Origin of the sequence: Rhizomicrobium electricum (assembly GCF_011762045.1) — a bacterium.
Lineage (GTDB): Bacteria > Pseudomonadota > Alphaproteobacteria > Micropepsales > Micropepsaceae > Rhizomicrobium > Rhizomicrobium electricum.
In genome coordinates this window covers 41,676-56,240 of sequence record NZ_JAASQS010000004.1, presented here as the reverse complement: position 1 = coordinate 56,240, position 14,565 = coordinate 41,676, and the positions used below count along the sequence as shown (strand labels likewise).

Sequence of the window (14,565 nt, the reverse complement as noted above, 5' to 3'; positions counted from 1 at the left end):
AGTGACTAGACCGCCCAACCCTGATTGAGCGCGTAATAGACTTCGTTGGTGCGGAGCGTCTGCTTGAAGTCGCGGATCTTGGTGTCGGCGTCGATCACCAGGAACTCGATGCCCGCAATGGTGGCAAAGTCTTCGAGCATTTCGGTCGTCGCCGACAGGCTGAACGCCGAATGGTGCGCGCCGCCCGCCAGGATCCACGCCATCGCCGCGGTCTCGAAATCGGGACGCGACTTCCACATCGCCCGCGCGACCGGCAGCTTCGGCATGTCGTGCGGCGCCTTGATGACGTCGACTTCGTTGACGATCAGGCGGAAGCGGTTGCCGAGATCGATCAGCGAGGCCGCCGTCGCCGGGCCCGCCGCCGAATCGAACACCAGACGCGCCGGATCTTCCTTGCCGCCGATGCCGAGCTTGTGCACTTCGAGCTTCGGCTTGTCGGCCGCGATCGACGGGCAGATTTCGAGCATGTGCGCCGCAAGGTTGCACATGTTCTCCGGATCGAGATTGTAGGTGTAGTCCTCCATGAACGAGGTGCCGCCCTTGAGGCCGGTCGTCATGGTCTTCACCGCACGCACCAGGGCGGAGGTCTTCCAGTCGCCTTCGGCACCGAAGCCGTAGCCTTCGGCCATCAGCCGCTGCGAGCCGATGCCCGGCAGCTGCGCCATGCCGTAGAGGTCTTCGAAGGTGTTGGTGTAGCCCTTGGCGCCGACGTCCTTGAGGAACGTGCGCAGGCCCGCTTCGATCTTCGCGGCGTTGCGCACCTTGTCATAATGGGCGCCGCCCTTCTTCACGTCGGGCGTCAGGACATAAGCGTCGGCATATTCGGCGATCAGATCGTCGATCTCGCGCTCGCTGACGGCATCGATCCGCTTCACCAGATCGCCGACGGCGTAATAGTTGACCGAGAAGCCGAACTTGAACTGTGCCGACACCTTATCGCCGTCGGTCACCGCCACTTCGCGCATGTTGTCGCCGAAGCGGACGAACTTGGCGCCCTGCCAATCGGCCCAGGCCAGTGCGGCGCGCGCGAACGAGCCGATCTTTTCCTGCACCTTGGGGTCCTGCCAGTAGCCGACCACGACCTTGCGGTCCTTCCTGAGGCGCGTCCAGATGAACCCGTGCTCGCGGTCGCCGTGCGCGGCCTGGTTCAGGTTCATGAAATCCATGTCGATGGACGCCCACGGAATGTCGCGATTGTACTGGGTGTGCAGGTGGACCGCCGGCTTCTGCAGATGCTTGAGGCCGTTGATCCACATTTTCGAGGGCGAGAAGGTGTGGCACCAGGTGATGAGGCCGATGCAGTTCGGCGCATTGTTCGCGGCCGCAACAAGTTCGCTCACCGAATCCGGCGACACCAGAACCGGCTTGAACACGACTTTGACCGGAATCGCCGGCGCGGCGTCGAGCGCCTTGGCGATCTCGCCGGAGTCGGCCGCAACCTGCTTGAGGGTCTCAGGCCCGTAGAGATGCTGGCTGCCGGTAACAAACCAAAGTTCGTAATTTGCGATCTTGGACATGGACCATTCTTCCGCTGAAACTGCCCCGCTGAGATATCACAGGGCGAGGGGGACTGGCACGGAAAAAATCAGACAATTTGACCACCCGACCCCGGTGGCGGCGTCAGGACGCGGGGGGTCTGGGGCCCGGAACGGCACCCCAAAAACAGAACCGCCGCTGCACGGGGAGCGCAGCGGCGGCGAATAACGCGGCGGGTTTCCCGCCGGACTTATTTGGCGTTACGGAACACCAGTACGGTTTCGCTGTGATAGGTCTGGCCGGGCTTGAGCACGGTCGACGGGAACTTCGGCTTGTTCGGCGAATCCGGGAAGTGCTGGGTTTCCAGGCACAGGCCGGTGCGGTGATTGTAGACAGTGCCCTTGCCGGCCGGTTTGCCGTCCATGAAGTTGCCCGAATAGAACTGGATGCCCGGCTCGGTGGTCTTCACTTCCATGACACGGCCGCTCGTGGGGTCTTCCAGGATCGCCGCGGTGGCAAGCTTGCCGCCGCCCGAAGTCAGCACCCAGTTATGGTCGTAGCCCCGGCCGAACTTGAGCTGCTCGTCATTGGCCCCGATACGGGCGCCGATCGCGGTCGCCTTGGTGAAATCGAACGGCGTCCCTTTGACCGGGCGAAGCTCGCCGGTCGGGATCAGCGTCTTGTCGACCGGCGTGATGCGGTCGGCCTTGAGCGTCAACAGGTGGTTCAGGATCGTGTTCTTGGGATCGCCGGTGAGATTGAAATAGCTGTGGTTGGTGAGGTTCACCACCGTCGGCTTGGTCGTGGTCGCTTCGTAGGAAATGGCGAGCGAATTGTCGGCCTTGACGGCGTAGGTCACGTGCACCGTGAGCTGGCCGGGATAGCCCTCTTCGCCGTCGGCGCTGACATAGGTCAGCTTGAGCGCGGGACCTTGCTTCGATTCGACCGGCTGCGCCGTCCACAGACGCTTGTCGAAACCCTTGCCGCCGTGCAGGCTGTTGGGGCCGTCGTTGACGGTGAGCTGAACCGGCTTGCCGTCGAGCGTGAACTTGCCGAGTGCGATGCGGTTGCCATAGCGCCCGATGGTGGCGCCGTAGAACGGCACGCCGTCGACATAGGGCTTCACCGTATCGAAGCCGAGCACGACATTGGCGAGCTTGCCGTTCTTGTCGGGCACTTTGAGCGAGACGAGCGTCGCCCCGAAGGTCGAGATTTTCGCCTCGAATCCGTTTTTGCCGGTCAGCGTGTAAAGGTCGACAGCCTTGCCGTCCGCCGTCTTGCCGAACGGCGCCTTGGTGATCGCCGCGCCGGCACTGGCCGCCATCACCGCCATGGAGAGGCAGGCCACCATGAGTTTCAACATCCGAGCATTCCCCTTTGCCCTCGACAGGGCTCTATTCTTGGTGTGTCACCACACGCAATTATGTCAGACAAAAAAGCGGCTTACCACCCTTGTTTCGGCCGTTGCCGCCGCATCCCGAACCGGCGCGCCGCACCACCCGGAAGAACGATCCGCAAACGACCTTAGCCACACATTATATATTATACCGAAACCGGTTCAGGGCAGCCGGTCGCCGCCGCGCTCCGGCGGGATGATCTGGAATTCGGCCGGGGCATCGGAGCGCTCGAATTGGCCGGGTTGCTTGCCGTAGGTCTTGTAACGCTCCAGCACCACGTTCATCTCCCCCTTCGAGAGCACGACGCCGCGGCCGAGCATCAGGGTGCCGATGTAATGATGCGCCAGGAACTCGATCTGCTGCAGCAGCCGGAAGGCCTTCGGGATCGTCTGGCCGAGTACCAGCACGCCGTGATTGCCGAGCAGGCAGGCCTTGCGATGGCCCAAGGCGCGCAAGACCTCGGCCGACAATTCGGGCGTTCCGAACGGCGCATAGCCGGAGCATTCGATGTGGTCGTCGCCGAACGAGGCGATATCGTAGTGGGCGGCCGGAATCCCCATCCGGCAGCTCGCCAGCATGGTGCAGTAGAGCGCATGGCTGTGCAGCACCACGTTGACCTCGGGCCGCGCCTTGAGAATGGCGGAATGAAAGCGCCATTCCGAGGTGGGATAGAAATCGCCGTAGTAACGGTCGTCGAAATCCATCGCCACGATCTCGCCCGACTGCATCGTCTCGTAATCCATGCCGGTCGGGGTCACCAGGAAGCCGTCGCGCAAGCGCACACTCAGATTTCCGGCGGTCCCGACATTGAGGCCCGCCGCGTTCATCTTGAGGCAGGTCGCGATCATCGCCTGGCGCAGGCTGAGTTCGTCGTCGGTCATCACATCTCCTGAGGACGCGCCAAAGCACATCCCGCGAAGGATCGGTTCGGTCGCAAATGTTGGGATATAGGATAGATGGGGAAACCTCCCGCACGGTTCAAGGGAGTTTTTACAGGTGCGACAGGATGGCAAAAAGCCCGGTGGAATACCGACTTAGCCCAGCACTCGAACATTACCGGACGCGACCGCTTCTCGTTCTCGCAAAACTTTTTTCTGTCGGAAACAAAAAGGGCGGCCCGCTGCCGGACCGCCCGCTCGCTCTGTCGAGAAAAACTCTCAGTCGCGGCCGACCGACTCCAGAACCGCGGCAATGATGGTGTCCTGGGTCGCCTCATCCAGATACGGATGCATCGGCAGCGACACCACGGTGTGGCTGATCTTCTCGGTCACCGGGATCGGCGCGCTCGGGTACTGGGCATAGGCCTTCTGCCGCGCCAGCGGGATCGAATAATAGACCGCGGTCGGAACGCCCTTGGCCTTGAGATCGGCCTGAAGCTTGGCGCGGTCGGGAACCTGCAACGTGTATTGCGCCCAGGTCGAGGTGCAGCCTTCCGGCACCACCGGAACGCGGATGCGGTTGGAAGCACCGAGCCCCGCATTGTAGCGGCGCGCCACCTTCTCGCGCAGTTCGATCTCGTCGGCGAAGATTTTGAGCTTCTCGATCAGGATCGTCGCCTGGATGGAATCAAGACGCGAGTTCATGCCGATGCGCACGTTCTCGTATTTGTCGACGCCCTGGCCATGGACCTGAATCGACCGCAACAGATCGGCAAAAGCGGCATCATTGGTGAACACCGCACCGCCGTCGCCGTAGCAACCGAGCGGCTTGGCCGGGAAGAAACTGGTGGAAGCGGCATCACCGATGCTGCCGGTGACGCGGCCGTGATAGCGCGAGCCGAAACCCTGTGCGGTGTCGCACAACAGTTTCAGGCCTTCGCGCGCGGCGATCGGCTCGATCGCTTTGTAGTCCGCCGGCTGGCCGAACAGATCGACCGGGACGATGACCTTGGGCTTGAGCTTGCCCTCTTTCTTCACCAGGGCGATGGCGGCTTCGAGACTCTTCGGGTCCATGTTGAAGGTGTCTTCGAGCACATCGACGAACACCGGCGAGGCGCCGACCAGCACCGCGACTTCCGCCGTGGCCGCGAAGGTAAACGACGGCACGAACACCGCATCGCCGGGGCCGACGCCCCACGCCATCAGCGGCAGCACCAGCGCATCGGTACCGTTGGCGCACCCCACCACATGCTTGACGCCGCAGAAGGCGGCCAGCTTTTCTTCGAACTCGCGCACCTGCGGGCCGAGGATATACTGGCCGGACGCAACCGTCGCCAGAACAGCCGCATTCAGCTCTTCGCCGAGACGGCGACGCTGGGCTTGCAGATCGATGAAGGGAATGGAAGCGCCCACGACAATCCTCCGGGGAAATCTCGCTACGCTCGCGTTCTAGCCACCGCCCTCTGCAATTTCAACGCGCAGTCAAGCACTTAATGTTTCGGTTTGCGTCACCGCGCGAGCCGGAAGCGGGTCATGCGGCGAGGCGTTCCAGTAAATACGCCCGCAGAATCTGCGTGATGCGCTCCGACGCCTTGCCGTCGCCGAACGGATTGTGCGCCTGCGCCATCCGCCGGTATGCGACGGGATCGTCGAGCAAGGCGTTGGCCTCGGCAACGATGCGATCGCCGTCGGCTCCGATGAGACGCGCCGTTCCCGCTTCGATGCCTTCGGGGCGCTCGGTGGTATCGCGCATGACGAGAACCGGCACGCCGAGCGCGGGTGCCTCCTCCTGCACGCCGCCGGAATCGGTGACGATCAGATGGGCGCGCATCATCAGAGCGACGAATTGCAGATAGTTCAGCGGCGGCACCAGCGCGATGCCGTCGACACCGCCCAGGATCTCGTACACCGGACCGCGGACGTTCGGATTGGGATGCACGGGGAATACGATCTCGACGTCGCCGCGTTCGGCCAGACGCTTCAGGCCGCCGCAGATGGAGGCGATGCCGCCGTCGAAATTCTCGCGGCGGTGGCTGGTGACGAGGATGAGACGGCGGCCGGCAACCGACGGGGGCAATTCCGCTTCGATGCCGGCGCGCAAGGCCGCATCGGTTTCAAGGCGCGCGCGAATCCAGACCAGCGCATCGACCACGGTGTTGCCGGTGACGTGGATACGGTCGGCGGGATAGCCCCCCTTGAGAAGATTTTGTCTGGCGCCCTCGGTCGGCGGCAGGAACACGTCGGTCATGGCATCGACGAGGCAGCGATTGATCTCCTCGGGAAACGGCGAATATTTTTTGCCGCTGCGCAAACCGGCTTCGATGTGCGCGACCGGCACCTTGGCGTAGAAGGCGGCAAGCGCGCCGGTGAACGCCGTCGTCGTATCGCCCTGCACCACCACGAGGTCCGGCTTTTCGCGCTCGATCAGCGGCGTGAGGGCGCCGAGCGCACTTATCGTCACACCCGTCAGGCTCTGGCCCGGCCGCATAATGTCGAGATCGGCATCGGCCGCGATGTCGGCAATCGCCATGACCTGATCGAGCATGTCGCGATGCTGCGCCGTCAATATCACCAGCGGCGCGAAATCCGGCTCGCGCCGAAGCGCGTGGATCACGGGAAACAGCTTGATCGCCTCGGGCCGGGTGCCGATCACGAACGCGACCTTCAAAGGGCGGGCACGAATCGACTCTAAAGACCTCGCATCGGTACGGGCCAGCACGCGAACACCTCATTTTTGTTGAGGCTTCATACCGACATTCCGGAAGGGCAGCGCAACAGCGCTCGTACCATTCGCACGCAATAAATGCGGTGACGTTACGTCACTTGATACGTGCACGGAATAACCTGCGACGGTCCCGGAGCGAAGCGACGGCAACCCGTCATCACGAGCGCGTGAGCAGATGCGAACGAAAACCGCAAAGCCTCGTGCGTGTATCAAAAGGCACTGCGACGACGGCTCCCGAGTAACAGACATGTTCCTTCTGGAGACGCGGCATTACTTGAGGTTAACTACGTCGGCCAAGTGATTTGGTGGATGAGCGTGGAAAAAAAAACAAAAGACCATAACGAATCCAAGAAACCCGGAGTGATGGATCAGTATATCGGCGGCAGGCTGCGATTGTGGCGCCGCACAATGGATGTAGACGCCTACCTTCTGGCTGAACGCATCGGCATCACCTACCAGCAATTGCAAAAATACGAGAAAGGCATGAACCGGATCAGCGCGACGCGCCTTTACGCGATTGCGCGCGAGCTGAACGTGCCGATCGACTACTTCTATCAGGAGGCTGCGCTCAGCTCCGCGGCGGGCGCTGGCGAAGGCGCCGCGCGCATGGCGGCGCTGGCCGGAGGCGGAGGCGTCGATCTGCTCAAGTGCTACGTCTCGATCAAGGATCCGAGCGTGCGCAAAGCGGTGCTCAATCTGGTCCGCAGCATCGTGCAGAACGACAACGCGCCACCGCCCGTTGCCGCCATGGAGATCACATCGTCCGCGGCGTCAGGAAACTGACGAAATCCTCCACGATCAGCTTGCGCTCGGCCGCCGGGAGCGTAACGAGGCTGCATCCCTGCAACAGGACGAGGCCTTGTGTTGCGTAGAAAACCATGCGCGCACGCCGGCCTTGCTCCGAGCGGGGCGAGAACTTCGACAACATCCGTTTGAGATAGGATCGCGTCGTCTTGAGCGAGCCGGGCGCATGCAGGACTGCCGCCACAACGGCGCGCACCCTCTTCTCCGTCAGCGCGGAGCTGTCGAGGCAAGCATTCAGGAAGCCGCGCAACTCGGGATGCGGTAAACCACGGTCCGGTTCGCGCAACAGTTTAAGTCTGGGGCGGATCTGGGAGAGTCCGCGGTCCAGCAGTGCCGCCAAAAGCGCTTCCTTGGTCGCGAAGGAGTAAGTCAAACCGCCTTTGGATATGCCCGCTTCGCCCGCCACCACATCGAGCGTCATGGCGTGCACACCGCGCTTCATCAAGACCCGCTCAGCAGCATCGAGAATCCGCTCCCGATCAATACTTTTCTTGCGCGTCATGACCCACCTCATTTCCGACTGGCTGGTCTTTTTTTTCGAATCGAGATATTTTCTATCTGTCAGTACTGCGTTCTGTGTGTACGAAGGTCTTCGGAATACCGGAGCCTCGGGGGGATTGATGTTGAGTATATGCTCCGTATGCGTAGCGAAAAGAGCGCTGCGCCGGTTTCGGTTGGCATCGTGACCGAAGTATTGCCCGAATCGGAGGACGCCTGCGCTCCCGAAGGAGTGAGCAGCACGGTGTTGTCGTCCACGCCCGCGGACGATCCGGCGGCTTCGGATGATTTCGACCGCGCCTATCGACTGCTGCAGCGTCTCGCCAACCGCTGGACGTTTCCGATCCTCGGCAGACTTCAGCATCAGCCGATGCGCTTCGCCAAACTCAAGCGCAGCCTCCAGCCGATCTCGCAGCGCATGCTGACCCTGTCGTTGCGCCACCTCGAACGCGACGGCTTGGTCTATCGCCAAGAGATTCCGGGGCAGCCGCCGCAGGTCACGTACGGTCTGACGCCGCTCGGGATCGCACTGGTTACACGGCTCCAGGATTTCGAGCTCTGGCTGCGGGCACACGAGAAACTGCGCGCTCCGCCGCCGAAGGATTAACCTTTCGGACAGGCCCGCAGCTTGCGTTCGCCGCATTCGCGCGCGACGTGTTTCGCTTGTTTTTCAGGCAAAACTGATGCGGCAACCATAAGGCACGATGCCTGCGGCAGCGTGATCCATCATATGGCGGGGGATTTCGTCGCGTAAATTGGCTACCCTAATGAGATGTTTTGTCCCACTGGGACAACCACGATGGTTTACGTCTAGCAGCGCGCATGCACGGCACAGTCAAAAGCGAGGAAGACCTTACGAACGCGACGGGCGACGAGCGCCCCGAGCGGGTCGCGTTGCTGGCCGGGCTGGTGATCGACTCCCGCGGCGGCCTCATGGTCCCGAGCGGTCCCGCCGGCTCCAGCGCCGCCAACGCTCGCTATTATGTCAGTGCCGAGGCCTTGAACGAGAAAGGCGCGCAGGAACGGATCCCGTCGAGCCGCCTCGACACCAGCGTGACCGCCATGCTGCGCCGCGTGCGTCTGCTCGAAGACAGCCGCCGGCGGGAAGACTTGACCGCCGTTCTGCGCCGGGTGGTGGTGCTGGACGACGCGATCATCCTCCAGCTCGACAAACGGCAGTGCCTGGCGACATGGCGGGAGAAGGAAGCCATGCTGCAACGGCTTTCGACCGGCGACGTGCTTCGGCTGATCGGCACCTGCCTGGCGGGCGACGAGGAAATCACCGAAGCGGGGACCGCGTTGTGCCTCAGAATGCCGCGCCATACGCGGGCCCGGAAAATCCGCAGCCGCGGGCCGCGCAACGCCCTTCTGTTCCAGTAGACGTCGCACGTCTCGATCCGGCCCAGCGGTTCAGGAGAGCGGATTCTCCGTTCCGGCGTTTTCGGCGCGGCTCTTGGCAATCCAATTGGTCAGCGCGACGGCCGTTTCGAGGCCGCAGGTTTGCAGCCGTTCGGCGAGACGCGCCGCCTCGGCGGCATCGGCGCTCTTGCACGCCGTTTCGAGCTGGCGCGCCAGCGCGCTCATCCGGGCGGCGCCGAACGTGCCGGCCATGCTGATGAGCGAATGCGCCGTGCGGCGGCAGCCGTCGAGATCGCCGGCGGTCCTGGCTTCGACGATCTGGGCCAGCCGATCCGCGGCATCCTGCAAAAACACCTCGACGAAACCGATGGTTTTCTCGGTGAGAACCGCATCCAGCAGATCGGTGAGGTTCTGTTCGTCCAGTAGCGGAGCATCGTCCGCAACCGGCGGAGCCGCCACCCGTACCGGCGCAGACTTGGCAGCGGCGAGGGCGGCAAGCTTCTCGATCAGGACTTTCGGCTGCACCGGCTTGCAGATGTAGTCGTTCATGCCGGCTGCGAGATATTCCTCGCGTGCGCCCTCCATGGCATTGGCCGTCATGGCGATGACGTGCACCGCGCTCAGCGGCCGCGGCAGGCCGCGGATCAGCGCCACCGCTTCGATGCCGTCCATCTCCGGCATCTGCACGTCCATCAAGACAACGTCGTAGAGGTTGCGGCGCACGGCTTCGACCGCCGCCCGCCCGTTCTCGGCGACATCGACGCGGTGACCGGCGCGGCTGAGGATGGTGCGCGCCACATCCTGGTTGACCCGGTTGTCCTCGGCGAGCAGCACCGCGAGCCCGCCTTTGGCGGTCCGGGCCGGTTTGGCTTGCTCGATTGGGTCCATCTGGTGCCGGACCGGCGGCAGGAACAGCGCGGCAAGGCATTCGCCGAAGCTTCGCGCCTGCAGCGGCTTTTCCAGAACGGCATCGACGGCGGAGGCATCTTCCACCGCTTCGCGGCCGGCGGAGGTGAGCAGCACCAGCTTGATCGCCGCGCCCGCCGGAAGCGCGCGGATGCGCGCCGCCAGCTTGTCGCCCGGCAATACCGGCATGACATGGTCGACCACCACGAGATCGAACGGCTGGTCCTGCCGCTCGGCGCGATCGATCTCGGCCAACACCGCGATCGGATTGAGCGCCGTCGTCACCTCGAAGCCGAAGCACTCGAGATGGCGGCGCGTGACGTAGCCGATCAGCGGCACCTCATCGACGACCAGCGCCCGCATCCGGCGCCGCGGCAGGAAGGCCGGTGCGAACGACGTTTCGGCGACCTTTTCGAGCGGCACTTCGAACCAGAAGGTGGCGCCATTGCCCGGTTCGGAGACGACGCCGATCTCGCCGCCCATCAGTTCCACCAGCTCTTTACAGATGGCGAGTCCGAGCCCGGTGCCGCCATAGCGCCGGGTAACCGAGGAATCGAGCTGACTGAATTTCCGGAACAACCGGTCGCGGCGGTCCTCGGCGACGCCAATGCCGGTATCGATCACCTCGAAACGGACCCGCCCGGCCCCGTCGCCGGCAGAGACCTGAAGCGCCACGCCGCCATGGCCGGTGAACTTCACCGCATTGCCGATCAGATTGAGCAGCACCTGCCGCAACCGCGAAGGATCGCCGCGGAACGATCCCGAGGCGTCGGGCGCCACGAAAACGCCGATGTCGATCCCCTTCTCGCGCGCCTTGGCAAGCAGCAGCCCGGCGGACTTGTCGGCGAGGTCGCCCATACGGAAGACGATCGCCTCGAGTTCGAGGCGCCCGGCTTCGAGCTTGGAGATGTCGAGAATGTCGTTGACGATGTCGATCAGCGCTTCGCCGGATTCGCACACCGTCTCGGCATAGCGGCGCTGCTCCTCGTCGAGATTGGTGTCGAGCAGAAGCCCGGCCATGCCGATGACGCCGTTCATCGGTGTGCGGATCTCGTGGCTCATATTGGCGAGAAATTCGCTCTTGGCGCGGTCGGCGGCCTCGGCCGCATCGCGGGCGGCGGCCAGTTCGCGCGCCTGGGCAGCCAACTCCTCGGTGCGCGCTGCCAGTTCGCGGGCCTGGTTCGCCAGACGCAGTTCGCTGGCGCGCAAATCCTCTTCCGCCTCGTGGCGGCGCTTTTCGTGCAGCAACAGAGTGCCGAGAATGGTGATCTCGACGATATTGGCGGCCAGCGTCGGCAGCGCCGACAGCGCCGTGGCACTCCATCCCTGCAAGGCCCATTGCGCGAAGAGGCCGAGGACCGCCGACAAGCCGCCCAGAATCGGGAGGTGCCAGTAGGAGACATCGCCCCGGCGCCCGCGACGGCGGTCGAGAGCGAACCGCAGCAGGACGCCGGCCAATGCCGCAATCCCAAGAATGGCGAGGCCAAATCCCTCGAACGGCATGCCTTCGAGCAGCGGCACCAGCGCCGTCGTCGCCGCCGTTGCAAACGCCGCCAGCGCCGCCAAGGGTCCCGCGAGCAATCCGGCAAGCGCGATCAGAACCGTCTGGCTGCCGGTCGGAGCGCCGCCGATCAGATGGACGGGCTGCAACACCGCAATCGCGGTCGCGATGCCGAACAGAACGCCGGTCGCCGCCCCCCGCGGAACCTTGGTGCCGACCCGCAGCCGCGCCGCGAGAATAGTGACCGGTCCGTAAGCGATCACGGCAGCGGCAAAGATCGCGAGGTTGAGAAGCGCCTCGACCACCGTGATCTGCCAGAAAAGGTCCGTGTCGTTCATCGGGACTACATATCAAAGGCGAGGGAAGCAAAGAACTGACGCTGCACGTCGGGTCCGGAGGTCTGCTGCTGCTGGGCGTTGAAGAGGTCGCGGCCCGAAATCGCCAGTGTCAACTGGTCGGTCAGCCGGTAGGCCAAGCGCGCGTCGATGGTGGTGAAGGGCTGCACCGGAACCAGCACGCGATAAGGCCCGAAACGCCGCAGCCCCGCCGAATCCGACTGGAAATGCAGGAAGGCGTTGGCCTCCCATGGACCGCTGGCCCAGCCGAGACCGGCCTTGACGACATGCCGGGGCGTGGTGTCCTCGTAATTGATGAGATCGGTCCGGACCAGGCCACGGACGTAATTGTCGTTGATGATCTCGTAGCGATAGCTCACCGACCACGTCCAGTCGCCGGCCAGACGGCCGTCGAAACCGGCTTCGATCCCGGTCGCCTGCGACGAGCCGACATTGACCGGCGCCATGCCCGGCTTGCCCGACACGTCGATGGTGCCGCTGCCGGTGGACAGCACATCGTCGGTCATCTGATGGAAAACCGCGAGCTGCAAGCGGGCATCGAAGGTCACAAAACGGCGGTTCCACAGGGCTTCGAAATTCGTCACCGAGGAGGGCCGCAATTTCAACGGCTGCATGCCGGGACCCTGCCCGAACGCGGCGTCCCACACCTGGACCAGATTGGGGAGTTGCACGCCGCGCGAGGCGATCAGCCGGAGGGTGTCGGTGGACGATGCCGACCACACCAGACCGGTGTTGAAGCTCCACTGGTCGATCTGCATCGGCGGACCGTTCAAGGGCGGTTGTCCGCCCGCCAGCGCGGGCGCGGCGAGCTTGCTGTTGTAGGACACGCTGTCGAAACGCAAGGCGCTGGTCAACGACAGCTCCGGTGTGATCTGCCAAGCCCACATCGCCGACGCCGACCCGGCATCGAACGCCACCCAGCCGTCATGGTTGTCGCGCGGCCCGACCTCGTTGTGCCGGTATTCGACCGCCAGACGGATGGTGTGATCCGGTGCCGGGCTGAAGACGTCTTCGGCCTGCACGACGTGCATCGCATTCATCAATCGCGGCGCCACGAATCCAGGTCCCACGGCGCGGGTCCAGGCAAACCAATTGCCGTAGCTGGTGAGCTTGACGAGCCCCCAGCCGGTATCGGCCGTCAGGCGTCCGAGAATGGAATTGGTGGCATAGTCGGAGGACTGCAGCTTATAGCCGCCCGACACTTCCGACTGGCTGGCCTGGCTGTGGCTGGCTTCGATGTCGAGTTCGACGTCCTCGGCGAGCCGGACCACAGCATCGGCATCGAACGCAAGACGGTCGTTCTTGGGCCGCGGCGCGCCGTCGATCGGCAGCGGATTGGCGGTTCCGAACGGTTTGTCGGAACGATAGCCGCCCGAAAACCGCAGGAAGGTGTCCTGACCAAGCCCGAAGCGCGCCGCGCCCGAGACATCGACGAGGCTCTGGCTGCCGACCCGGACCGTGGCGGTGTTGTGATCGTCGTAACGCGGATTGTCGGTGATGATGTTGATGACGCCGGCAACGGCATTGAAGCCGAACAGCGCCGCATTCGGCCCCTTGACCACTTCGATCTGGCGGATGGCGCCGAGTTCGACCGGCAGCACGCTCCACGGCGTAAAGCCGAAGGAATCGACATAGACTTGGCGGCCGTCGACCAGAACTAGCGTGCGGGCGGAATAGGCTTGGTTATAGCCTCGGGCGGAAACGTCGTAATTGTCGTTGGCCCATTCGAGCACATCGACGCCTGCGACATGGCGCAGGATTCCCGGAACGTCGCGCGCCCCGGAGCGGCGGATATCGTCGCGGGTCACGATGGTCAGATTGGCGGGAACCTCGGTGGCGCGCTGCGGCGAGCCGGTGGCGCTGGTGGTGGCGGGCTCGCCGAAGAGCTGCTCGATCGCACCGTAATCCATCGATTGGGCCTGCGCCGCCGACAGGAACAGCAGAGCCGTAAACGGCAGTGTCGGGATCTTGCTCATTTGCGCTTCACCAGCATCGTGAACACCGTGGAAAATTTCGCCCCCACGGCCTTGGCAAGGGCGGTATCGAGAACAACGGACATGCTTGAACGGGCCTGCACCATGACGACGCAGGTCTGCACATCGAGGCACTGCGGGTCGGACGACACCGACACCACGCTCTGGCGGCGGACGTAATCGCCGACGCCGCGGCTCAGTTCGGGCGGCAGGCTCATCAGATAAACGGCGTCGAAACGCTGCGCGCCGAGATCCTGCGCCGCCACCGGCAGGGCCGACACGGTCGCCGAACCGGGACCGGCCAAGCGCGATAAGTCGGCGGCCGCCCGTTGGGCCTGGGCCCGCGAGGCCGGGTCGGCCCCGTTGTAGATAACGCCGATCAGGATCGAAGAGCGGTTCTGCAGCGATGCCAAAAAGCCGAGCGACCGTACCGCCGCATTGAGATCGGCCGGCGTGACCTCGGCCGCACCCGCTGCGCCCGCGAACAGAACTGTCGCGGCGCTCAGCCAGGCAAAGGCGCGTTTGGCGTGATGTCTACCCCCGGACAAAGCCGTCTCTTCGTGTTTGCGGCGAGCCCCGAAGGCCCGCGATGGGCGCAATGTCCCGCTTCCGGGGACGGTCCGTCCAGAGCCGATCCCGGCCCAATGCTTTGCCCAACGCAGGCGGACGGCAAGCCCGGACGAGATACTTTC

The 14,565-nt window shown here is 63.9% G+C and carries 12 protein-coding genes; 3 read left to right on the top strand and 9 right to left on the bottom strand.

The window, feature by feature from the left end; translation table 11 throughout:
* Positions 1–5 precede the first annotated feature (5 nt).
* The 5 genes from araA to wecB form a co-directional block, all read right to left on the bottom strand.
* A complete protein-coding gene (araA, locus tag FHS84_RS08325; protein WP_166932913.1) occupies positions 6–1,517 on the bottom strand; it encodes an L-arabinose isomerase in 1,512 nt (503 codons plus the stop codon).
* Positions 1,518–1,726: 209 nt separating this feature from the next.
* The gene (locus FHS84_RS08320) at positions 1,727–2,839 is read right to left on the bottom strand and encodes an aldose epimerase family protein (RefSeq protein WP_166932910.1); all 1,113 of its coding nucleotides are present in this window, start codon (positions 2,837–2,839) and stop codon (positions 1,727–1,729) included.
* Between the two features lie 195 nt (positions 2,840–3,034).
* Complete coding sequence (locus FHS84_RS08315) at positions 3,035–3,754, bottom strand: class II aldolase/adducin family protein (RefSeq protein WP_166932907.1); 720 nt, start codon at positions 3,752–3,754, stop codon at positions 3,035–3,037.
* Positions 3,755–4,030: 276 nt separating this feature from the next.
* Entirely contained in the window at positions 4,031–5,164 is a 1,134-nt protein-coding gene (locus FHS84_RS08310) for a DegT/DnrJ/EryC1/StrS family aminotransferase (RefSeq protein WP_341801817.1), read from the bottom strand.
* Between the two features lie 118 nt (positions 5,165–5,282).
* Positions 5,283–6,419, bottom strand: a complete 1,137-nt coding sequence (gene wecB / locus FHS84_RS08305; protein ID WP_166932903.1) for a non-hydrolyzing UDP-N-acetylglucosamine 2-epimerase — start codon at positions 6,417–6,419, stop codon at positions 5,283–5,285.
* A 366-nt stretch (positions 6,420–6,785) separates the two neighbouring features.
* On the opposite strand from wecB, the gene FHS84_RS08300 reads away from it, so the two are divergent.
* Entirely contained in the window at positions 6,786–7,259 is a 474-nt protein-coding gene (locus tag FHS84_RS08300; RefSeq protein WP_166932901.1) for a helix-turn-helix domain-containing protein, read from the top strand.
* On the opposite strand, the gene FHS84_RS08295 is transcribed toward FHS84_RS08300, so the two are convergent.
* On the bottom strand, positions 7,231–7,782 hold the full coding sequence (locus FHS84_RS08295) for a TetR/AcrR family transcriptional regulator (RefSeq protein WP_166932899.1): 552 nt from the start codon (positions 7,780–7,782) through the stop codon (positions 7,231–7,233). The genes FHS84_RS08300 and FHS84_RS08295 overlap by 29 nt on opposite strands.
* Positions 7,783–7,911: 129 nt before the next feature.
* Between FHS84_RS08295 and FHS84_RS08290 the strand changes: the two genes are divergently transcribed.
* The gene (locus FHS84_RS08290) at positions 7,912–8,385 is read left to right on the top strand and encodes a winged helix-turn-helix transcriptional regulator (protein ID WP_166932896.1); all 474 of its coding nucleotides are present in this window, start codon (positions 7,912–7,914) and stop codon (positions 8,383–8,385) included.
* A 215-nt stretch (positions 8,386–8,600) separates the two neighbouring features.
* The gene (locus tag FHS84_RS08285) at positions 8,601–9,158 is read left to right on the top strand and encodes a hypothetical protein (RefSeq protein ID WP_166932894.1); all 558 of its coding nucleotides are present in this window, start codon (positions 8,601–8,603) and stop codon (positions 9,156–9,158) included.
* Positions 9,159–9,188: 30 nt separating this feature from the next.
* On the opposite strand, the gene FHS84_RS08280 is transcribed toward FHS84_RS08285, so the two are convergent.
* Genes FHS84_RS08280 through FHS84_RS08270 form a run of 3 tightly spaced genes read right to left on the bottom strand, consistent with a single transcriptional unit; the run spans position 9,189 to position 14,421 of the window.
* Entirely contained in the window at positions 9,189–11,882 is a 2,694-nt protein-coding gene (locus tag FHS84_RS08280) for a hybrid sensor histidine kinase/response regulator (protein ID WP_166932891.1), read from the bottom strand.
* 5 nt (positions 11,883–11,887) lie between these two features.
* Positions 11,888–13,876 (bottom strand): TonB-dependent receptor plug domain-containing protein, encoded by a 1,989-nt coding sequence (locus FHS84_RS08275; RefSeq protein ID WP_166932889.1) that lies wholly within the window; start codon positions 13,874–13,876, stop codon positions 11,888–11,890.
* Complete coding sequence (locus FHS84_RS08270; RefSeq protein ID WP_166932886.1) at positions 13,873–14,421, bottom strand: hypothetical protein; 549 nt, start codon at positions 14,419–14,421, stop codon at positions 13,873–13,875. The genes FHS84_RS08275 and FHS84_RS08270 overlap by 4 nt, the downstream gene beginning before the upstream one ends.
* Positions 14,422–14,565 lie beyond the last annotated feature (144 nt).

Coding starts and splice junctions, on each gene's coding strand:
- araA (WP_166932913.1), bottom strand. CDS start 1,517: ATGTCCAAGATCGCAAATTACGAACTTTGGTTTGTTACCGGCAGCCAG.
- FHS84_RS08320 (WP_166932910.1), bottom strand. CDS start 2,839: ATGTTGAAACTCATGGTGGCCTGCCTCTCCATGGCGGTGATGGCGGCC.
- FHS84_RS08315 (WP_166932907.1), bottom strand. CDS start 3,754: ATGACCGACGACGAACTCAGCCTGCGCCAGGCGATGATCGCGACCTGC.
- FHS84_RS08300 (WP_166932901.1), top strand. CDS start 6,786: ATGAGCGTGGAAAAAAAAACAAAAGACCATAACGAATCCAAGAAACCC.
- FHS84_RS08295 (WP_166932899.1), bottom strand. CDS start 7,782: ATGACGCGCAAGAAAAGTATTGATCGGGAGCGGATTCTCGATGCTGCT.
- FHS84_RS08290 (WP_166932896.1), top strand. CDS start 7,912: ATGCTCCGTATGCGTAGCGAAAAGAGCGCTGCGCCGGTTTCGGTTGGC.
- FHS84_RS08285 (WP_166932894.1), top strand. CDS start 8,601: ATGCACGGCACAGTCAAAAGCGAGGAAGACCTTACGAACGCGACGGGC.
- FHS84_RS08280 (WP_166932891.1), bottom strand. CDS start 11,882: ATGAACGACACGGACCTTTTCTGGCAGATCACGGTGGTCGAGGCGCTT.
- FHS84_RS08275 (WP_166932889.1), bottom strand. CDS start 13,876: ATGAGCAAGATCCCGACACTGCCGTTTACGGCTCTGCTGTTCCTGTCG.